This is a genomic window from Rhodoglobus sp. GW821-FHT12B09, from assembly GCF_058809925.1.
In genome coordinates this window covers 429139-448391 of sequence record NZ_JBXATB010000001.1, presented here as the reverse complement: position 1 = coordinate 448391, position 19253 = coordinate 429139, and the positions used below count along the sequence as shown (strand labels likewise).

At 70.0% G+C, this 19253-nt stretch carries 19 protein-coding genes; 5 read left to right on the top strand and 14 right to left on the bottom strand.

The window, feature by feature from the left end; all coding sequences use genetic code 11:
* Positions 1–37 precede the first annotated feature (37 nt).
* Together hemW and AC1RTC_RS02235 are read right to left on the bottom strand one after the other, a co-directional pair.
* Positions 38–1261, bottom strand: coding sequence for a radical SAM family heme chaperone HemW (hemW, locus tag AC1RTC_RS02240; protein WP_493153825.1), 1224 nt, complete (start codon positions 1259–1261; stop codon positions 38–40).
* A complete protein-coding gene (locus tag AC1RTC_RS02235; RefSeq protein WP_493153824.1) occupies positions 1261–1731 on the bottom strand; it encodes a nitroreductase family deazaflavin-dependent oxidoreductase in 471 nt (156 codons plus the stop codon). The genes hemW and AC1RTC_RS02235 overlap by 1 nt, the downstream gene beginning before the upstream one ends.
* 32 nt (positions 1732–1763) lie before the next feature.
* Here AC1RTC_RS02235 and AC1RTC_RS02230 point away from each other — a divergent pair, with 32 nt between their 5' ends.
* Together AC1RTC_RS02230 and AC1RTC_RS02225 are read left to right on the top strand one after the other, a co-directional pair.
* Positions 1764–2504 (top strand): HAD family hydrolase, encoded by a 741-nt coding sequence (locus tag AC1RTC_RS02230; RefSeq protein WP_493153823.1) that lies wholly within the window; start codon positions 1764–1766, stop codon positions 2502–2504.
* Positions 2501–3331, top strand: coding sequence for an NAD-dependent epimerase/dehydratase family protein (locus AC1RTC_RS02225; RefSeq protein ID WP_493153822.1), 831 nt, complete (start codon positions 2501–2503; stop codon positions 3329–3331). Before AC1RTC_RS02230 ends, AC1RTC_RS02225 begins: the two co-directional genes overlap by 4 nt.
* Here AC1RTC_RS02225 and AC1RTC_RS02220 read toward each other — a convergent pair.
* From AC1RTC_RS02220 to AC1RTC_RS02195, 6 genes are all read right to left on the bottom strand, one after another.
* Positions 3328–3900 carry a DUF1990 domain-containing protein gene (locus AC1RTC_RS02220; protein WP_493153821.1) on the bottom strand — a complete coding sequence of 191 codons (573 nt, stop codon included), beginning with the start codon at positions 3898–3900 and terminating at the stop codon, positions 3328–3330. The genes AC1RTC_RS02225 and AC1RTC_RS02220 overlap by 4 nt on opposite strands.
* Positions 3897–4391, bottom strand: coding sequence for a DUF1990 domain-containing protein (locus AC1RTC_RS02215; RefSeq protein WP_493153820.1), 495 nt, complete (start codon positions 4389–4391; stop codon positions 3897–3899). Before AC1RTC_RS02215 ends, AC1RTC_RS02220 begins: the two co-directional genes overlap by 4 nt.
* Before the next feature lie 9 nt (positions 4392–4400).
* Positions 4401–4751 (bottom strand): NINE protein, encoded by a 351-nt coding sequence (locus AC1RTC_RS02210; RefSeq protein ID WP_493153819.1) that lies wholly within the window; start codon positions 4749–4751, stop codon positions 4401–4403.
* Positions 4752–4760: 9 nt separating this feature from the next.
* Complete coding sequence (gene lepA, locus AC1RTC_RS02205; protein ID WP_493153818.1) at positions 4761–6617, bottom strand: translation elongation factor 4; 1857 nt, start codon at positions 6615–6617, stop codon at positions 4761–4763.
* Between the two features lie 85 nt (positions 6618–6702).
* Complete coding sequence (locus AC1RTC_RS02200; RefSeq protein ID WP_493153817.1) at positions 6703–7029, bottom strand: DUF4190 domain-containing protein; 327 nt, start codon at positions 7027–7029, stop codon at positions 6703–6705.
* A 53-nt stretch (positions 7030–7082) separates the two neighbouring features.
* Positions 7083–8222 carry a pyridoxal phosphate-dependent aminotransferase gene (locus AC1RTC_RS02195; RefSeq protein WP_493153816.1) on the bottom strand — a complete coding sequence of 380 codons (1140 nt, stop codon included), beginning with the start codon at positions 8220–8222 and terminating at the stop codon, positions 7083–7085.
* Positions 8223–8361: 139 nt separating this feature from the next.
* Between AC1RTC_RS02195 and rpsT the strand changes: the two genes are divergently transcribed.
* Complete coding sequence (rpsT, locus tag AC1RTC_RS02190) at positions 8362–8622, top strand: 30S ribosomal protein S20 (protein WP_493153815.1); 261 nt, start codon at positions 8362–8364, stop codon at positions 8620–8622.
* Positions 8623–8849: 227 nt separating this feature from the next.
* Here the strand turns inward: rpsT and holA are convergent, their stop codons facing one another.
* The 5 genes from holA to AC1RTC_RS02165 all read right to left on the bottom strand — a co-directional run bounded on the left by holA (position 8850) and on the right by AC1RTC_RS02165 (position 16726).
* Positions 8850–9845, bottom strand: a complete 996-nt coding sequence (gene holA, locus AC1RTC_RS02185) for a DNA polymerase III subunit delta (protein ID WP_493153814.1) — start codon at positions 9843–9845, stop codon at positions 8850–8852.
* 9 nt (positions 9846–9854) lie between these two features.
* Positions 9855–12074, bottom strand: coding sequence for a ComEC/Rec2 family competence protein (locus AC1RTC_RS02180; protein ID WP_493153813.1), 2220 nt, complete (start codon positions 12072–12074; stop codon positions 9855–9857).
* Positions 12071–12640 (bottom strand): ComEA family DNA-binding protein, encoded by a 570-nt coding sequence (locus AC1RTC_RS02175; RefSeq protein ID WP_493153812.1) that lies wholly within the window; start codon positions 12638–12640, stop codon positions 12071–12073. Before AC1RTC_RS02175 ends, AC1RTC_RS02180 begins: the two co-directional genes overlap by 4 nt.
* Before the next feature lie 58 nt (positions 12641–12698).
* Positions 12699–15296 (bottom strand): leucine--tRNA ligase, encoded by a 2598-nt coding sequence (gene leuS / locus AC1RTC_RS02170; RefSeq protein ID WP_493153811.1) that lies wholly within the window; start codon positions 15294–15296, stop codon positions 12699–12701.
* A gap of 113 nt (positions 15297–15409) precedes the next feature.
* Positions 15410–16726 carry an anthranilate synthase component I family protein gene (locus tag AC1RTC_RS02165; RefSeq protein ID WP_493153810.1) on the bottom strand — a complete coding sequence of 439 codons (1317 nt, stop codon included), beginning with the start codon at positions 16724–16726 and terminating at the stop codon, positions 15410–15412.
* A gap of 58 nt (positions 16727–16784) precedes the next feature.
* Here AC1RTC_RS02165 and AC1RTC_RS02160 point away from each other — a divergent pair, with 58 nt between their 5' ends.
* Both AC1RTC_RS02160 and AC1RTC_RS02155 read left to right on the top strand, forming a co-directional pair.
* Entirely contained in the window at positions 16785–17537 is a 753-nt protein-coding gene (locus tag AC1RTC_RS02160; RefSeq protein ID WP_493153809.1) for an aminotransferase class IV, read from the top strand.
* Positions 17538–17644: 107 nt separating this feature from the next.
* Positions 17645–18283, top strand: coding sequence for a DedA family protein (locus AC1RTC_RS02155; protein WP_493154272.1), 639 nt, complete (start codon positions 17645–17647; stop codon positions 18281–18283).
* 45 nt (positions 18284–18328) lie between these two features.
* On the opposite strand, the gene AC1RTC_RS02150 is transcribed toward AC1RTC_RS02155, so the two are convergent.
* Complete coding sequence (locus AC1RTC_RS02150; protein WP_493153808.1) at positions 18329–19243, bottom strand: ABC transporter substrate-binding protein; 915 nt, start codon at positions 19241–19243, stop codon at positions 18329–18331.
* Positions 19244–19253: the final 10 nt, after the last annotated feature.

Genomic DNA, 19253 nt, shown 5'->3' with positions numbered 1-19253 from the left:
AGAAGGCCCTCGGAGCTCCGGCTCCGGGGGCCTTCTGCTATTCGACGAGGCGCCTGACCACGGCATCGGCAAGCAGCCTGCCGCGGAGCGTCAGCTCGATGCGGCCGGCGAGTGCCGCACGGGCATCCACGAGCTCATCAGCGATGAGGCCGGCAACGGCGGTGCGACCGGATGCCGCGAGCTCGCCGATCGGGAACCCCTCCCGCACGCGCGTCCGGAGCAGAACGGACTCGACCCTGCGCGTCTCCGCGTCGAGCGTCTCGCGCCCGGCCGCCGGACTGTGGCCCGCCGCCATCCGGTCCGCGTATGCCGCCGGGTGCTTGACGTTCCACCAGCGCACGCCGCCGAGGTGGCTGTGGGCGCCCGGCCCGACGCCCCACCAGTCGTGACCGACCCAGTAGCCGAGGTTGTGGTCGCTCCTGAACTCGGGCCGTCGCGCCCAGTTCGACACCTCGTACCACTCGAAGCCTGCGTCGCGCAGCTTCTGCTCCGCGCGCTCGTACATGTCGGCCTGCAGGTCGTCGTCCGGCATCGCGACCTCGCCGCGGCGGATCTGCGCGGCGAGCTTCGTGCCGTCCTCGACGATGAGCGCGTACGCGGAGATGTGGTCGGGCAGCTGCGCGATGGCCTGTTCGAGCGAGGCATCCCAGTCGGCGAGCGACTCCCCCGGCGTGCCGTAGATGAGGTCGAGGCTCACCTGCAGCCCCGCCTCGCGCGCCCACTCCACGACGAGCGGGATGCGGGACGGGTCGTGGGTGCGCTCCAGCGTCGCGAGCACATGCGGCACCGCCGACTGCATGCCGAAGCTCACCCGCGTGAAGCCCGCCTCCCGGAGGGCGAGCAGGTACTCGAGGTCGACGGAGTCGGGGTTCGCCTCGGTCGTGACCTCGGCGCCCGGGGCTAGCCCCCAGGTGTCCACCACCGAGTGCAGCATCGCGATGAGGTCGGTCGAGGGCAGGAGGGTCGGGGTTCCGCCGCCGAAGAATACCGTCGAGACCGGGCGGGCGGGCATCCGGGCCTCGCGCATGACGCTCTGGGCCAGGGCGACCTCGGCGATCGCCTGGGAGGCGTAGTCGCTCCGCTTCGCGCCCCGGAGCTCGTCGCTGGTGTAGGTGTTGAAGTCGCAGTAACCGCAGCGCACGCGACAGAAGGGCACGTGCAGGTAGACGCCGAAATTGCGGCCGGATGCCCCCTCCGCGACGCTGTGCGGCAGCAGGCCGTCCAGCGGGGCGGGGTCGGCGATCGGCAGTGCGCTCGGCACTAGCGGGGCACCAGGTGGAAGATCCGGATGTTCCGTTTGGCCGTCTTCTCGTAGTCGCGGTAATCGGGCCACTCGGCCTCGAGCGCTGGCCAGAGCCCGTCGGCCTCGTCCTGGGCGAGGAGCCTGGCGCGCACCGGCCGGAGCGCCCGGCGGTAGTGCACCTCCGCGTCCGGGTTCGCCATGAGGTTCCAGGTCCAGGCCGGGTGAGTCTCGAGGCCGAAGTTGCTGCCCACGATGAACCACGTGCCGTCGGGCTGCGGGAAGCAGATGAGCGGCGACTCGCGGCGCGCGCCCGACTTCGCCCCGGTGCTGAACAGCATGAGGGACGGCATCGCAGGAGCACTCAGCTTCCACCGGCCGCCGGTCACCCGGAAGAGGAAGCGGTCGGTCTGGGGCACGAACCGCTTGAGCACGTGGCGCGCGGGGCTGCGGGAGATTGCCGCGGTGATCGTGCGTCCGGTGCGATTCATAGGTTGATTCTCCCATCTGTCACGATGGGGGTATGAGCACGTACATCCTGTGGGACATCGACGGGACCCTGATCTACAACACCCCGAGCGCGGGAGCCCTCTACCTCGACTCGATCGAGCAGGTCACCGGGGTGCGCCCCACGGTGCCCGTGGAGAACCCGCACGGCATGACCGAGGGCCAGCTGCTGCGCGCCATCCTCGAGGTGAACGGCCTCGATCCGTCGCGGCTCGGCGACGTGCTGTACCAGTTGGACGTGCTCTCCCGCGAGCAGCACGAGCGAGGCCACGTGCGGGATGCCTGCGCCGGCGCCCCTGAGGCGATTGCCGCCGTGGCCGAGCACGGCTGGACCAACGCTCTCCTCACCGGCAACGGCCCGAACCGGGCCCGCTACAAGCTGCTCGCCGCGGGCTTCGACCCGGAGGCCTTCGACTGGGAGCACTCCTACTTCGGGCACGAGTCCCCCACTCGCCAAGACCTCACCGCCGGAGCGCGGTCCGCCCTCGCCGGGCACGACGCCGTGATCATCGGCGACACCCCCAACGACGGGCTCGCGGCGGACTCGGCGCGCATCCCGTTCATCGCCGTCGCGACGGGGATCTACTCCGCCGACGAGCTGCGGCCCACGAGCGCGCTGGTCGTCGTCGACGACCTCGCGTCGGGGCTCGACGCGGTAGTCGGCGCGATCGAGGGGGTCGCGACACCGGCGGCCGCCGAGACCGGTCTCGAGGAGTTCGGCGAGAACCCGGACGTCGAAGTGAGCGCGGCAGAGTGATCGCGGTCACGGGCGGCAGCGGCAAGCTCGGCCGTGCTGTCGTGCGCGCACTGCGGGAAGAGGGCAACGACGTCCTCGTCCTGGACCGGGTGCCCACCGCCGGCGGCACCGTCGTCGACCTCACGGACTACGGCCAGACCGTCGACGCCCTGCTCGGCGTGCAGGACCGCCACGACGGGCTGGACGCGGTAGTCCACCTCGCCGCGATCCCGGCGCCCGGTATCGCACCCGACGCCGAGACCTTCCGCAACAACATGCTCACCACGTTCAACGTCTTCCAGGGGGCGAAGCGGGCGGGCATCCGCCGCATCGTCTACGCGTCCAGCGAGACCGTGCTGGGCCTGCCGTTCGACACCCCGCCGCCGTACATCCCGGTCGACGAGGAGTACGACACGCGGCCCGAGTCGGTCTACTCGATGGTCAAGCGCCTCGAGGAGGACATGGCCCGCACCTTCGTGCGCTGGGACCCGGCGCTCAGCATCACGGCGCTGCGCTTCTCGAACGTCATGGCGCCGGAGGACTACGCCGCGTTCCCGTCTTTCGACGCGGACCCGCTGCTGCGCAAGTGGAACCTGTGGGGCTACATCGACGCGCGCGACGGCGCCCAGGCGGTGAGCCGCGCGCTGGCGACTGCCGCACCCGGCTTCGAGGCGTACATCATCGCCGCCGCTGACACCGTGATGTCCCGGTCGAACGCGTCGCTCGTCGCGGCCGTCTTCCCGGGGGTCGAGATCCGCGGGGAGCTGGGCGAGCACGACACGATGCTGTCGATCGCGAAAGCCCGCCGCCTGCTCGGCTACGAGCCGCGGCACAGCTGGCGCGACTAGATCCGGCCGGCGAGGGCGGACAGGTAGCGGCGGGTCAGGATCTCCTGCGCGACCCGCACGGCGGGGCCGAGCAGCCGCCACATCCGCGTGCTCGGCCGGGAGAACGACCGCACGACCAGCCACACCGAGTCGTCGTCCCGGCGCTCCACGACGAAGCTCTCCTCCCCCCGCAGCGGGTGGCCCTCGAGGGTGCCGTAGCCGAAGCCCTGCCGGTCGGGCTCGTCGATCACGAACACCACCCGCACGGGCTCGAGGAGCGGCCCGAACCGCAGCATCGCGGTGTCTCCGGGATGCACGAGCTCGAAACCGTCCGGCGAGAACACCCTCTCCGTGCGCGAGCCGGCCTCCGAGGCAACCGGATCGACGTGGAACCCCGACCGCCGCTTCACGCCCCAGCTCAGCACCTGCAGCGTCGCGAAACGCCAGCGGGCCTCGCCGTGGCCGATCCGCGCGCGCCGCTCGAGCGGGCGGAATCCCGCGGGCGGGAACGCGAGGAGGTCTGGCGCCTGGCTGGCGCCCACCGCGCCGTAGGTCACGGGCGCGGTGGCGAGGGCCGCGGCATCCATCATGGCTGGAGCGCTTTCAGGTAGCGGCGCGTGTAGAGCTCCTGCGCGAGCCTGAGCACCGGAGCCCCCAGCCACCAGAACCAGTTGGCGGGGTGCGAGAACGCCCGGATGACCGTGCTCACGGTGCCGTCGGAATCCTGTTCGACGAGGAAGGCCTCCTCGCCGCACTCGGGATGCCCGGGCAGCGTGCCGTACGCGAAGCCGGCCCGTCGCGGCTCGTCGACGACGTACACGACCCGCGCCGGCGCGTGCACCCGCAGCGGACCGAACGGGATCGTGAGCCGCACGGTGTCCCCGACCTCGATCGGGCCGGTGATGTCGACCGCCATGCCGCTGCCGGTCTGGAGGCCCCAGTCGAGGATGCGGCGCTGCGCCGCGGTGAACGCCTCCGTGCCGTGGCCGATCACCGCACGGCGCTCGAGGGCGCGGAAGCCCTCCGGCACATCGCGCAGGTCGCGCGTCGCGCCGATCGCGGTGTAGGTGAGCTCGGGCATCCGGTGGCCCTACTCCCAGCTCGTGACGGCTAGGCCCTCTCCGTCGTGGGCGGAGCCCGCCACGATCACGATGAAGTCGATGAGCGGCCAGATGCCGGCGGTGAGCCAGCCGAGGAGCAGCTTCGCCACGCCCATGCCGATGTTTCCGAGGTAGAACCGGTCGACACCGAGCCAGCCGAGGAAGAAGCTCAGCAGCGAGGCGACGGTGCGGCTCTTCGGCGAGACGCCTGCCGGGCGCGCGAGGTAGACGGCCTGCTGGGCGATCGGCCGCGTCTGCACGTACGCTGTGCCGTCCCACCAGTGCTCGAAGCCGGGCTGGCTGGGGTCGCGGTACCATCCGGGAGGTGCTGGAGTGCTCATCCCGCCATGCTATTTGGTCTTCTTCGCCGCCTCGACATCGCCGGTCAGCGCGGCCACGAATGCCTCCTGCGGAACCTCGACGCGGCCCACCATCTTCATGCGCTTCTTGCCCTCCTTCTGCTTCTCGAGGAGCTTGCGCTTGCGGGTGATGTCACCGCCGTAGCACTTGGCGAGCACGTCCTTGCGCATCGCGGAGATGCTCTCGCGCGCGATGATGCGAGCGCCGATCGCGGCCTGGATCGGCACCTCGAACTGCTGGCGCGGGATGAGCTTCTTGAGCCGCTCGGTCATGAGCACGCCGTAGGCGTAGGCCTTGTCGCGGTGCACGATCGCGCTGAACGCGTCCACGGCCTCGCCCTGGAGCAGGATGTCGACCTTCACGAGGTCGGCCTCCTGGTCGCCGGAGGGCTCGTAGTCGAGGCTCGCGTAGCCCGCGGTCTTGCTCTTGAGCTGGTCGAAGAAGTCGAACACGATCTCGCCCAGCGGGATCGTGTACTTGATCTCGACGCGGTCCTCGCCGAGGTAGTCCATGCCGATGAGGGTGCCGCGGCGCGACTGGCACAGCTCCATGATCGTGCCGACATAGTCCTTGGGGGCGAGGATGCCCGCGCGCACCATCGGCTCGGAGACGTGCGCGATCTTCGTGCCCGACGGGAACTCGCTCGGGTTGGTCACGGTGTACTGCTTCTTGTCCTCTGTCGTGACCTCGTAGGTCACGCTCGGGGCCGTCGAGATGAGGTCGAGGCCGAACTCGCGCTCGAGGCGCTCGGTGACGATCTCGAGGTGCAGCAGCCCGAGGAACCCGCAGCGGAAGCCGAAGCCCAGCGCGACGGAGGTCTCGGGCTCGTAGTTGAGCGAGGCGTCCGAGAGCTTGAGCTTGTCGAGCGCCTCGCGCAGCACCGGGTAGTCGCTGCCGTCAATCGGGTACAGGCCAGAGAACACCATCGGCTTCGGGTCGGTGTAGCCCGGCAGCGCCTGGGTCGAGGGCTTCGCCGCGTTGGTGACGGTGTCGCCGACCTTCGACTGGCGCACGTCCTTCACGCCCGTGATGAGGTAGCCCACCTCGCCGACGCCGAGCCCCTTGGTCGGGGTCGGCTCCGGGGAGCTCACGCCGATCTCGAGGAGCTCGTGCACCGCGCGGGTCGACATCATCTGGATGCGCTCGCGGGCGGTGAGCTTGCCGTCGATCATGCGCACGTAGGTGATGACGCCGCGGTAGGAGTCGTACACGGAGTCGAAGATCATCGCACGGGACGGGGCATCCGGATCGCCCTGGGGCGGCGGGATGAGCTCGACCACCCGGTCGAGCAGCTCGGGCACGCCCAGGCCGGTCTTGCCGCTGACGCGCAGCACGTCCTCCGGCTTGCCGCCGATGAGGCTCGCGAGCTCCTTCGCGTACTTGTCGGGGTCGGCCGCCGGCAGGTCGATCTTGTTGAGCACCGGGATGATCGTGAGGTCGTTCTCGAGGGCGAGGTAGAGGTTCGCGAGCGTCTGCGCCTCGATGCCCTGCGCGGCATCGACGAGCAGGATCGCGCCCTCGCACGCGGCGAGGGAGCGCGACACCTCGTAGGTGAAGTCGACGTGCCCGGGCGTGTCGATCATGTTGAGCGCATAGGTCTGCGATCCGTCGGACCACGGCATGCGCACGGCCTGGCTCTTGATCGTGATGCCGCGCTCGCGCTCGATGTCCATGCGGTCGAGGTACTGCGCCCGCATGTCGCGGTCGGAGACGACCCCCGTGATGCCGAGCATGCGGTCGGCGAGGGTCGACTTGCCGTGGTCGATGTGCGCGATGATGCAGAAATTCCGGATGAACGCGGGGTCGGTTGAGGCAGGCTGCAGTGCAGTGGTAGCTCTGGGACTCAAGGAACGCCTCTCGTTGCGGCCCCGCGCGGGCCGACTAAGAGTTTACGAGACGCCGGGCACGAGACTCACCAGGCCCGCTGGACGCCTACCAGCTGAAGCCCCACGCACCTGCGATCGCGATGAACGGGAGGAAGGCGGCGAAGGCCACGGCGCCGATCAGGAGGCCGGCGAGTGAGACGGCGCTCGTGATGATGCCGCCGACGGCGAGACCACGGCCGGTGGACTCGCGACGGAGGGCCATGATGCCGAGCACGAGCCCGGCAATCGCGACGACGGGCTGGAAGCCCATGAATACGGAGCCGATGCCGAGCACGAGGCTGGCGATGCTGAAGGCCTTGTCGTCCGTGACGGTGGCGGGCGCGATCGGGGTGGTGGCGGTGGCGGTGGCGGTGTCGGGGGCTGTGGTTGTCATGGTTCGAGCCTAGGAAGGCAGGACCCCCGCCGACATCGGGGTAACCCCCGAAACTACGGGGCGGGAAGCCGCCTGAGTCCCTCGAGCAGCGCATCCTGCGCCGTCGCGAGGTTGACGCGGATCCAGCCCTCCCCCGAGGCTCCAAAAGCGCTCCCCGGCGCGATCGACACCCGCTGCTCCATCAGGAAGCCCTCGGCCCAGCCCGCGACATCGCCGTTCGTGGCATGGCGCAGGTCGATCCAGAGGTAGAACGTGCCGCCGGGCACGAGGTACCGGATGCCCCGGCTCTCGAGTAGCGCTGTGGCGGCATCGAGGTTCTCGCGGTAGTGCTCCCGGGCCGCCGCCACGGCGTCCTGCGGACCGTCGATCGCCGCCAGCGCCGCGTACTGCCCGGGCTGCGGCGCGCAGCTGATGGACGCCTCCTGCACGGTCCGCATCGTGTCGGCCATCCCCACCGGTGTTACGAGGTAGCCGATGCGGATGCCCGTCATGGCGTAGGTCTTCGACAGCGAGAACACGGAGAACACCCGATCGCCGCGGTCGAGACTCGCGATGCTCACGTGCCGCTCGCCCCAGGTGAAGGCCTCGTAGACCTCGTCGCTGATGATCCACAGGTCGTGCCGCTCGGCGAAGGCAAGGAGTTCGCGCTGGAGCGACTCGGGGATGACGGTGCCGAGCGGGTTCGACGGCGAGTTGAGGATGAGCACGCGCGTGCGCGGGGTGACGAGCCGCTCGAGCTCGGAGACCTCGGGGAGGAACCCGGCCGCGGGATCGAGCGGGTAGGGAACCGGAACCGCGTCGAGCATCCGGGCGTTCATGGTGAAAGTCGTGTAGCCCGGGTCGGGCAGGAGCACCTCGTCCCCCGGGTCGAGGGTGATCGCCATCGCCTGGTGGAGTGCCTGCGTCGCGCCGATAGTGACCCAGACCTGCTCGGTGTCGACCTGTACGCCGTTGTCGCGCGCGAGTTTGCGGACAATCGCCTCGCGGAGTTCCGGGATGCCGCCGTTCGCCGTGTAGTTCGTATCATCGTCGTCCCACGCGCGCTTGGCCGCAGCCGCGATGTGCGGCGCCACCGGGACATCCGGCTCGCCCACGGCAAGTGAGATCACGCCGTCGAGGCGGAGGGCGATCTCGTGGATGCGGCGGATTCCGCTGCCGGGCACGGTAAGGATGTGGGACGCTAGGCGGGGCACGGACTCAGGCTACTGAGGTGGCGGCGGGAGCCGAAACACGGTAATGTTGCCTGTTGGCTTGCGCGTCGTTTCGAACGGCGCGAATCGCGGCCCGACTGGGTCGCCCAGACACTCCCCATCAACGAAAAGGTACAGCCACGTGGCAAACATCAAGTCGCAGATCAAGCGCATCCTGACCAACAAGAAGTCGCAGGACCGCAACAAGGCCGTCAAGAGCGAGGTCAAGACCGCCGTTCGCGCGACCCGCGAGGCCATTGCCGCCGGCGACAAGGCCGCCGCTACGACCGCTCTCGCCACCGCCGCGAAGAAGCTCGACAAGGCCGCGTCCAAGGGCGTCATCCACAAGAACCAGGCCGCGAACCGCAAGTCGTCCATCGCCAAGCAGGTCGCCGCGCTGTAACCAGCACTTCAACGAAAGCCCCCGCCTCGGCGGGGGCTTTCGTCGTTAGGGCGGGTTGAGTAGCGCGCTCTGGCGCGTGTATCGAAACCAGTCATGGGACAACGGGTTTCGATACGGCCCCCGGAGGGCCTACTCAACCGGCCTAGCTCGTCAGACGGGTTTCGATACGGCCCCAGAGGGCCTACTCAACCGGCCTTGCTCGTCAGACGGGTTTCGATACAACCGGCCTAGCTGCCCCGGTTGGCGACGATACCGATCATCCGCTCGAGGGCGTAGACGGGGTCTCGTCCGAGGCCCTTGATCTGGGCATCCGTGTCAGCAATGGTCTCGATGGTGCGGCCGAGGCCCTCCTCGGTCCAGCCGTGGAGATCCTTCCGCGCCCGGTCGACCTGCCACGGCGCCATGCCGAACTTGGACGCGAGCTGGCCCGCCGGCGCGTTCGTGCCCATGACCTTCGCCATCGTGCGCACCTTGGCGGCGAAGGCCGCGAGAATCGGCACCGGGTCGGCGCCCGACGACAGCGCATGCCGCAGCAGGATGAGGGCCTCGCCGCGTCGACCGGCTATCGCGGCATCCGCGACCTTGAACGCATTGGTCTCGACCCGGCCGGAGTAGTACCGCTCGACGGTCACCTCGGTGATCTCGTCGGAGTCGTCGGCCAGCAGCTGCTGGCACGCCGACGCGAGTTCGGCCAGGTCGTCGGCGAACGCGGAGACGAGGGCGCGGATCGCACCGCCCGTCACCCGCCTGCCGGCCGCTGAGAACTCCGCCGCTGCGAACTCGCTCTTCTCCTGGTCCTTCTTGAGCTCCAGGCAGGCGATCTCAATGCCGCCGCCGGCACCCCCGCGCACCGCGTCGAGCAGCTTCTTGCCGCGCACGCCGCCCGCGTGCCGCAGAACCAGGTAGGTGTCGTCTGCCGGGTTCTCGAGATAGGCGATGGTCTCGGTGATGAACGCGTCCGTGCACTTCTCGACGTTGACGGCGCGGATGAGCCGCGGCTCGTTGAACAGCGACGGGCTCGCGAGCGTGATGAGCTCGCCGGGCGCGTACTGGTCGGCTTCGAGATCGTGGATCTCGAGGCTCGGGTCCTCCGTCTTGAGCAGGTCGCGCAGCGAGCGGATCGCCCGCTCGGCCAGGAACGACTCGGTGCCGCTGACCAGCACGACCGGCGCGGGCCGCACCTTGTTCCACGCGAGCTGGGGGATCTTCGCTGCGGTGGCCATGGGTCAACGCTACCGCTCGGTCCAGACACTCACGGCGCCCTCCGACTCCCCCGGCGACACGAGGATCAGCCCGTGCTCGTCCGTGCGCAGGGGAACCGTGCCGGCGCGCCCGAGCAGATCCAAAAGGCGGTCGGTGGGATGCCCGTACCCGTTGTCAGCACCGACGCCGATGAGCCCCACCGCGGCGCCCAGCCCCGAGTACAGCCTCTCGGACTGGTCGGACGAGCCGTGGTGCGCGACCTTCACCACGTCGACGTGCCCCACCCGCGGCAGTCTCTCTTGCGCGGACTCACCGAGGTCGCCGAGGAACAGGGCGCTCAGGCATCCGGATGCGCAGTCCACCCTCAGAGTCAGGCTCGCCCCGTTGCCGGGCTCGACGCCCGCGAGCCGCGGCGGGGGCCACAGCACCTCCCAGTCGAGTGCGCCGAGGGTGCCCGCCGCACCCTTGCCCGCCTGCTCGACCACCGCACCGGCGGCGAGGAGCCGGTCGACGATCCGCGGCGCGTCCTGGTCCGCGGGGCCGACGAGCACGCGGTCGGCCCGCCCGACGACCGCGTCGATGCCGCCGACGTGGTCGAGGTCCCAGTGGGTGAGCACCGCAAGGTCGAGCCGCCCGATCCCCAGCGTGGAGAAGCACTCTCTGAGCAGCGCCGGGTCCGGCCCGGCGTCGATGAGCATCGTCTCCCCGCCGCTGCGCAGCAGGAAGGCATCGCCCTGCCCGATGTCGCAGCCCGCGATCTGCCACTCGGCGGGCCTGCCCCACTGCTCGGCGAGGCGGCCGCCGGCGGAAAAGCCCGCGTACACGACGAGCGACGCCAAGAGCACTGCTCGGGCCCACCGGCGGCGCAGCGCCAGGAGGGCGAGCGCGCTCACGGCGACGGCGAGCAGCACGCCCGGGAGTTCGGCGGGCCACGGGAGCTGCGCGAACGGCGCACCGGCGAAGAGCTTCGCGACCGCCGCGATCCAGGCGGACGGCAGCCAGGCCGCCGCGCACAGCAGCTCCCCCACGGGCGGCGCTATCGCCAGCGCGACGCACGCGGCCAGCCCCACCACAGTCGCGACCGGCGCCGCCGGCTCGGCGAGCAGGTTGGCCACCACGCCGTACGTCGGGATCGACGCGTTGAGCATGATGATCACGGGCTGGCACGCGAGCTGCGCGGCGAGGGGCACGGCGATCACGAGGGAGAGCCAGCGGGGCAGCCAGCGCTCCAGTGCGCGGGCGATCGGCGAGGCGAACAGCAGCAGCCCCGCGGTGGCGAGCACCGAGAGCACGAAGCCGAAGCTGCGGGCCAACCACGGGTCGGCGACGAGAAGCCCTACGGTCGCGAGGGACAGGATCGGCAGCCCCTGCAACGGGCGGCCGCCCGCAAGAGCGGCGAGAACGAGCGCGGCCATCACCACCGCGCGCAGCACGCTGGGCTCGGGTGTGACGAGCACCACGAAAGCGACAAGGACGACTCCGGATGCCCCGATCCGCACTCCGCGCGGGACCCCCAGAGCAGCCCCCGCCAGCATGACGAGCCCGATGACGACGGCGCAGTTCGCCCCGGACACCGCGGTCAGGTGCGTGAGGGACGACGCCTTCATCGCCGCGTCGAGCTCGGCGCCCACTGCACTCGTGTCTCCGATTGCGAGCCCGGCGAGGAGGTCGCCGCCGTCGCCGGGCAGCGCTGTCGCGGACGCGAGGAACCGCTCCCGGAGGCCGTTCGCCCAGTCCAGCTGCCAGGGCGGGTCCTGGACCACCTTCACCGCGCCAGCAGGGAACAGGAGGAAAGCGCGATCATCCCCCGCCTCTGTCATCGCCAGCGTTCCGGTGAACGCGAGCCGCGCCCCGATCCCCGCCCGTTCGGCCGGCGCCCCGCCGAGGACGAGCACGGGCACCGACATCCGCTCGCCGCCTGCCTGCTCGAGCTGCGACTCGAACGATTCGCTGCCCGGGAGCACAGTCTGTGTCGCGCTCAGCACCACCGAGACGCTGCGGTGAGCAGTAGCTGCGTCGAGCAGGGATGCAGGATGCCGGCCAGCGCTGTGGAGCAGGATCGAGGTGCAGCACAGGGCGACCGCCAGCAGGACGAGGGCAGAGCGAGGGTGCCGCACCGCCAGTGCCCCGGCGAGGAGCCATCCCGCGAGCGCAACGGGCAGGGAGACCGCGGGAAAGCCGATGACGACCGCGGTGGCGACCCACCCGCAGAGGGCCGGGATGGCAAGACGAAAGTCGGGGCGGCTCATACGGTCACGAGCTCGCGGAGGCCCTCGAACGTCTTGTCCCCGATTCCCGTGACGCCGAGCAGATCGTCGACGGCAGTGAACGGGCCGTTCGCCTCGCGCCATTCGATGATGCGCGCCGCCATCGCCGGGCCGACGCGGGGCAGGGTCTCGAGCGTCGCAGCATCCGCGGTGTTGAGGTTCACGAGTCCGCTCGCGGTGGTGCCCGGGACGACGGCCGGCACCTGCCCCACCACCGGGACGACGATCTGCTCGCCGTCCACGAGCAGCCGCGCGAGGTTCAGCTGCGACTGGTCGGCGGTCTCGAGGAATCCCCCTGCCGCGGCCACGGCGTCGACGGCGCGATCGCCGTCCCGCAGCTCGTACAGGCCGGGCCGGGCGACCGCGCCGAGGATGTGCACGAAGATCGCCGACCCGGATGCCGCGACCGCCGTCGCCGTCGGCTGGACGTCGACCCGCACACCGCCGCGGTCGCTGAGCGCCGAGACCAGGACGGCGCAGCCGAGGCCCGCCAGCACGAGGACCACGACCCCGCCGGCCTTGACACGGGGCGAGAGCGGGAGGTCCACCCGCTGAGGCTAGGCTCGCGCTCGCTCCGAGAATCTCAGCGAGCGCGAGACCGACGGACTACGCGGGCTTGGTGGCGATGTTGACGAGGCGCGGGGCACGGACGATCACGTTGACGATCTGCCGGTCGCCGATGGCCCGGATGACCCCGGCCGACGCGCGGGCGAGCTTCTCGAGCTCCTCGGAGGAGATCTTCGGACCGACCTCGAGCTTGTCGCGGACCTTGCCGTCAACCTGCACGATGGCCGTCACGGACTCCTCCACAAGGAGCGTGGGGTCCGCCTTGCGCCAGCCCGCGAGGGCGACTGTCGGCTGGTAGCCCAGCTTCTCCCACATCTCCTCGGCGGTGAACGGCGCGAACAGGCTGAGCGCGATCGTGATGACCTCGACCGCCTCGCGCACCGCGGCGTCGCCGCCGCCCGCGCCAGAGTCGATGACCTTGCGGGTCACGTTCACGAGCTCCATGATGCGCGCGACGAGCACGTTGAACTTGAGGGACTCCGCGAGCCCCGGGCCGTCGGCGAGGAAGCGGTGCGTCTGGCGGCGCAGGGCCTGGTCGCCCGTCTTCCACTCGATCTCGGGGGCGCTCGTCACGTCCGACGCGAGGCGGAAGGCCCGGGCGAGGAACTTGGCAGAGGCCGTCGGCGAGACGTCCTCCCAGTTGATGTTGTCGGCGGGAGGACCTGCGAAGGCGAGGGTGAGGCGCAGGGCATCCGCACCGTACGCGTCGACCTCGCCCGTGAACGTCGTGCTCTTCCGGCTGCGCTTGGACATCTTCTTGCCCTCGGAGAGCACCATGCCCTGGTTCAGCAGCGCGCTGAACGGCTCGGTGAAGCTCACGTAGCCCAGGTCGAACAGCACCTTCGTGATGAAGCGCGCGTAGAGCAGGTGCAGGATCGCGTGCTCGACGCCTCCCACGTACTGGTCGACGGGAAGCCACTTGTCGACCTCGGCGATGTCGAACGCCTTGCCGTCGTCGTTCGGCGAGATGAACCGCAGGAAGTACCACGAGCTGTCGACGAACGTGTCCATCGTGTCGGCGTCGCGCTTGGCGGGGCTGCCGTCGCGGGGGTCGGGCACGTTCACCCAGTCGCTCGCGGCCGCGAGCGGTGACTCGCCGCGCGGCTTGAGGTCGAGCCCCTCCGTGGAGGGCAGCACGACCGGCAGCTGGTCCTCGGGAACGGGGATCAGCTCGCCGTCGGCGCCGTGGATGATCGGGATGGGAGTGCCCCAGAACCGCTGCCGGCTGATGAGCCAGTCGCGCAGGCGGTAGGTCTTGGCGGCCCGACCGGTTCCCGCGGCCTCGAGCTGCTCGATGATCTTCTTGATCGCGTTGTTCTTGCTCAGACCGTCGAGGGGGCCGGAGTTGATCATCCGGCCGTCGCCGCCGAGCGCGACACCGGTCGCGGCGGGGTCGAGCGGGGGCAGGTCGTCCGGCAGGATCGCCTGGCCGTTCTCGTCGAGTTCCAGCACGGGGATCGCACCGGTGACCGGGGCGTTCACGTCGAGCACGACGCGAACCGGCAGGTCGAACTTCCGCGCGAAGTCGAGGTCGCGCTGGTCGTGCGCGGGCACGGCCATCACTGCGCCGTGGCCGTAGTCGGCGAGGACGTAGTCGGCGGTCCAGATCGGGATGCGCTCCCCCGTCACCGGGTTGAACGCGAACCTGCCGAGCGGCACGCCGGTCTTCTCGCGCGTGGCATCCTGCCGCTCGATCTCGGTGTTCTTCTGCGCCTGCTCGAGGTAGGCCTTGAACGACGCCTGCACCTCGGGGCTCGAGCCCGCAGCGAGCTCGGCGGCGAGGTCGGAGTCGGGCGCGACGACCATGAAGGTCACGCCGTACAGGGTGTCGGGGCGCGTGGTGAAGACGGTGACCTTCTCGTCACGTCCCTCGATCTCGAAGTCCACGTCGGCGCCGACCGAGCGGCCGATCCAGTTGCGCTGCATCGACAGCACCTTCGCGGGCCAGGAGCCCTCGAGCTGGTTGAGGTCGTCGAGCAGGCGGTCCGCGTACTCCGTGATCTTGAAGTACCACTGCGTGAGCTTCTTCTTGACGACCACCGCGCCCGAGCGCTCGGACGTGCCATCCGGCAGCACCTGCTCGTTGGCGAGCACGGTCTGGTCCTTCGGGTCCCAGTTGACCCAGCTCTCCTTGCGGTACGCGAGGCCCTTCTCGTACAGCTTGAGGAACAGCCACTGGTTCCACTTGTAGTACTCGGGGTCGCTGGTGTGCAGCACGCGGCTCCAGTCGAAGGAGACGCCGTAGCGCTCCATGCTCGCCTTCTGCTGCGCGATGTTGTCGTAGGTCCAGCCCACGGGGTTCACGCCGCGCTCGATGGCCGCGTTCTCGGCGGGCAGGCCGAACGAGTCCCACCCGATCGGGTGGAGCACGTTGAAGCCGCGCTGGCGCCAGTAGCGCGCCGCGATGTCGCCGAACGCGTAGGCCTCCGCGTGGCCCATGTGCAGGTCGCCCGACGGGTACGGGAACATGTCGAGGATGTACTTGCGCGGGCGCTTGTCGGCCGGGTCGTCCGTTGCCCACGGCTTCATCTCGTCCCAGATCGGCTTCCACTTCGCCTGGATGGCGTCGATGTCGTAGCCGTAGCTGTCGTCGCGCTCGTCGCGCTCGTGGGGCTGACTGGCGGTGGTGTCGGTCACGGAGGGTCTCAATTCATTGCTGTGCGGAGGGCCGATCACCGTTGATCGAGAGTCGTCCGCTCCTGCGCGAACGACCCCGTCAAGGTTACCGGTGATCGCCGTCCCGCGGCTCGTTATGCCGACACCCCCAGCACCGCGAGCAGGGCGGCCGCCTTCAGCTTCGCCTCCGCGAGCTCCTCCTCCGGCACGGAGAGAGCGGTGATCCCTCCCCCGGTGCCGATCGTGCAGCCCGCGGCATCCACGATGATCGACCGGATGACCATGGCCAGGTCGACCGCGCCGTCGAGCCCCACGTAGCCGAACGCGCCGGCGTAGATGCCGCGCGCCCGCTGCTCGAGGCCGTCGAGGATCGTCGTGGCCGACCGCTTCGGCGCCCCCGTCATCGATCCCGCCGGGAAGCACGCCCGGATCGCGTCGATGCCGTCCAGGCCGTCGTCGAGCTCGCCGCGCACGGTACTCACGAGCTGGTGCACCTGGGCGTAGCTCTCGACGGCGAGCAGGCTCGTGACCCCGACTGTGCCGGGCTTCGAGACGCGGGCGATGTCGTTGCGCATCAGGTCGACGATCATCACGTTCTCGGCGCGCTCCTTGTCGCTCGACTGCAGCTCGTCCCGGAGTTTCCAGTCCCCCGCCTCGGTCGTGCCGCGCGGGCGGGTGCCCTTGATCGGGCTCGTGCGCACCACCCCGTTCGGAGAGACCGCCAGGAACTGCTCGGGCGACGCGCTCAGGAGCGACACCCGCCCCACCCGCAGCAGGGCGCCATGGTGGGTCGGGCTCGAGGCGCGCAGTGCGAGGTACGCCGCGAGCGGGTCGGGGCTGATGCCGACCGAGACCTCGGTCGTGAGGCAGAGCTGGTACGCGTCGCCCTCGGTGATGGCGGCCTGGCAGGCGCGCACCATGTCCAGGTAGGCGTCGTCGGAGTACGCCCAGCTGGCGGTGCCGTTCCCCATGGTTCTCGACGGGAGTGGGGCCACAGGCGCCTCGAGAGCCGCAGTGACCGAGTCGCGCCACCGGTCGAGGCCGTCGAGCGCGAGCAGGGTCACCTCGCGCCGCGCGTGGTCGAACGCGAGGGCCCGGTCCACCCGCAGCCACGCCGCGAGCGGGTACCGTGACGCCCGCGCCACCGGCACGCCCATCGTCTCGCCCCGCAGCTCGTAGCCGAGCCACCCGACCCAGCCGAGGGCGAACCCTGGCGGGGCATCCGCCGTGTCGACGTCCTGCGATCGCAGCTCGTGCTGCAGCCAGTCGAGCACGGGGCCGTCGAACTCCGTGACCGCCTCTGCCGCGAGCCCGAGGTAGCTCATTCCTGTGGTCGCACCCGGTCCGCTGTCGAGCCAGAACGCGGCATCCGAGTCACCGCAGACTGCCGCGTAGGCGGCCGCGGGGTCGACCCAACGGCCGAGGGAAGCCGCGAGGACCCGGGGGCGCATCCCCCAAGCCTAGGAGAGGGCGGAACTGCACGAGAGCGGGTGGCCGTACCCTGAAGTCGTGGAGTCGATATTCCGGTGGCGAGCTACCGACGAGGGCAACGTGCTCGAAGCACTCGAGTACTGCGACATGACCGAGAGCCGCATCGTCGCGGCGGACTCCTGGCTCGTCGTCGAGGGGCGCACTCTCGCGCTCGGGCTTCACCGCGAGCGCTTCCTGTCGTCGGCCCCCGGCAGCGAGGAGTTCTGGGATGCCGCGGTCGCCGCCATCCCGTCGGACGGCGAGTGGTTCCCGCGCGTCGAGCTGCACGAGCCGCGCCGGCTGGTGCTCCGGCTCAGGTCGGCCCCCGAGCGGACCCGCTCCGCCGTCCTCGCGACGTGGACCGGCCCGGACCCGCGCACCGAGCCCGCAGTGAAGGGTCCCGACCTGTCGTCGATGCTGCGCATCCGCACCGCCGTGCAGGCCCAGGGCGCGGACGAGGCGGTCATCCTCACGGAGGACGGCTACGTCGTGGAGGGCGCCTACTCGGCGCTGCTCTGGTGGCGCGGCGAGATCCTGTGCGGGCCGCCCGAGACATTCGACCGTGTGGACAGCGTCACCGCGCGCAGCGTCCTCACCCTCGCCCGCGCGCTCGGGCTTGACACCCACGAGGAGGCGGTCACCCCCGCCGAGCTGGACGGGACCGAGTTGTGGGCGCTCAGCGCGCTGCACGGCATCCGGATCGTCACGAAGTGGGTGGACGGCCCCGAGCTCGCCGAGAAGCCGGGACGCCTCGCCCAGTGGCGCGCTCGGCTGGAAGCCCTGCGCCGGTAGCTCGGGATAACCCCCGAGACGGACACGCCGCCGGACCGTAGGCTCGAAGGATGCACGAGCTCCTCCTCGCGACAGCGGCCAACCCCATCGAGTGGTTCGGTGCACTGCTGAGCGGCGCACTCGGCTGGATCCTCGGGATCGTGCAGTCGGTCGACCCGGTACTGCGAACGATTCTCGCCGGGGTCGGCATCCTGCTCGAGACCTCGGTGCTGGTCGGCCTCGTCGTGCCCGGCGACACCATCGTGATCGTCGCGGCGACCGCGGTCGACAGCATCCCGCAGTACTTCGCTCTCGCGCTCACCGTGATCGTCGGCGCGCTGTGCGGCGAGAGCATCGGGTTCCTGCTCGGCCGGTTCTTCGGCCCGCGCCTGCGCGCGTCCCGTCTCGGTCGGCGCATCGGCGAGGCCTGGTGGGTCCGCGCGGAGAACTACCTCGACCGCCGCGGCGGCATCGCGATCTTCGTGTCGCGGTTCCTGCCGTTCCTGCACTCCCTCATCCCGGTCACCGTGGGCATGAGCACCATGAGCTACCGCAAGTTCATCGCGTGGACCCTTCCCGCGTGCGCCATCTGGAGCTTTGCCTACGTCTCCGTCGGCACCTTCGCCGCGGGCAGCTTCGAGGCCCTGCTCGACCGACTGCACTACGCCGGCTACATCTTCGTCGGTATCGTTGCCGTCTTCCTGGTGGGAGTGGTCGTCGTGAAGAAGCTCATCGAGCGGGGCGAGGCCCGCCACATGGAGGAATAGGAAAGGGGCGGATGCCGAAGCATCCGCCCCTCCTGTCACTCAGTGCTACTTGAGGAGGCCGTTGTCCTCGAGCCACTTCTTGGCGATGTCCGCCGACGACTTCTGGTCGACAGTGGACTCGACGTTGAGGGCGACAAGGCCCTCAGCCGTCAGCTTGGCCTGCACGGCGTTGATGACATCGGCGATCGAGTCCGCGATGTCCGCGTTCACGAGCGGCACGACGTTCGAGGCCAGGAAGAGGCCCTTCGGGTCGGCGAGCGTCACGAGGTTCTCGGTCTGGATGCGCGGGTCGGCGCTGTACACGTTGGCGATGTTGATCGTGCCGGCGAGGAGGTCCTCGACGGTGGTGTCGCCCGTGGCGGAGAAGCCCACGGTCGCGCCGTACACGGAGAGCAGGCCCTTGGGGCCGTACGGGCGCTCCTCGAGCTCGGCGTTGCCGCCGAGGGTGAGGGGCGTCTTCACGTTCGCCAGGTCCTCGAGCGACTTCAGGTTGTTCGCGTCCGCGAACTCCTTGGTCACGTTGTAGGAGTCCTGGTCGGTGGCCGCGGCCTGGTCGAGCACGGTGAGGCCCTTGGGCAGGGCGTCCTTCAGCTCGGCGTAGACGTCGGCGGACGTCGTGGCCTTCGTGTCGGGGCTGTAGAACTGGAGCAGGTTGCCGGTGTACTCGGGGAACAGGTCGACATCACCGTTCTCGAGCGAGGGCAGGTAGGCGTCGCGCTGGCCGATCTGGAACTGGCGCTCGACGGTGAAACCGGCGTTCTCCAGAGCCTGGGAGTAGATCTCCGCAATGATCTCGTTGGAGTAGTAAGCCTGCGAGCCGACCGTGATCGTCTCGCTGCTCGGCGATTCGCCACTGCCCGAGTCCAGCGGGTCACCTGTTGCGCACCCTGACAGGGCCAATGCCGCCCCGACCACGACTGCACCAAGTGCGAGCCGGCCCTTGTTCCTTGCTGTGAACATGCGTTATCTC

Coding starts and splice junctions, on each gene's coding strand:
- AC1RTC_RS02230 (WP_493153823.1), top strand. CDS start 1,764: ATGAGCACGTACATCCTGTGGGACATCGACGGGACCCTGATCTACAAC.
- AC1RTC_RS02235 (WP_493153824.1), bottom strand. CDS start 1,731: ATGAATCGCACCGGACGCACGATCACCGCGGCAATCTCCCGCAGCCCC.
- AC1RTC_RS02150 (WP_493153808.1), bottom strand. CDS start 19,243: ATGTTCACAGCAAGGAACAAGGGCCGGCTCGCACTTGGTGCAGTCGTG.
- holA (WP_493153814.1), bottom strand. CDS start 9,845: ATGGCCACCGCAGCGAAGATCCCCCAGCTCGCGTGGAACAAGGTGCGG.
- AC1RTC_RS02165 (WP_493153810.1), bottom strand. CDS start 16,726: ATGCGCCCCCGGGTCCTCGCGGCTTCCCTCGGCCGTTGGGTCGACCCC.
- AC1RTC_RS02180 (WP_493153813.1), bottom strand. CDS start 12,074: ATGAGCCGCCCCGACTTTCGTCTTGCCATCCCGGCCCTCTGCGGGTGG.
- AC1RTC_RS02215 (WP_493153820.1), bottom strand. CDS start 4,391: ATGCCCGAGCTCACCTACACCGCGATCGGCGCGACGCGCGACCTGCGC.
- AC1RTC_RS02200 (WP_493153817.1), bottom strand. CDS start 7,029: ATGACAACCACAGCCCCCGACACCGCCACCGCCACCGCCACCACCCCG.
- AC1RTC_RS02220 (WP_493153821.1), bottom strand. CDS start 3,900: ATGATGGATGCCGCGGCCCTCGCCACCGCGCCCGTGACCTACGGCGCG.
- AC1RTC_RS02210 (WP_493153819.1), bottom strand. CDS start 4,751: ATGAGCACTCCAGCACCTCCCGGATGGTACCGCGACCCCAGCCAGCCC.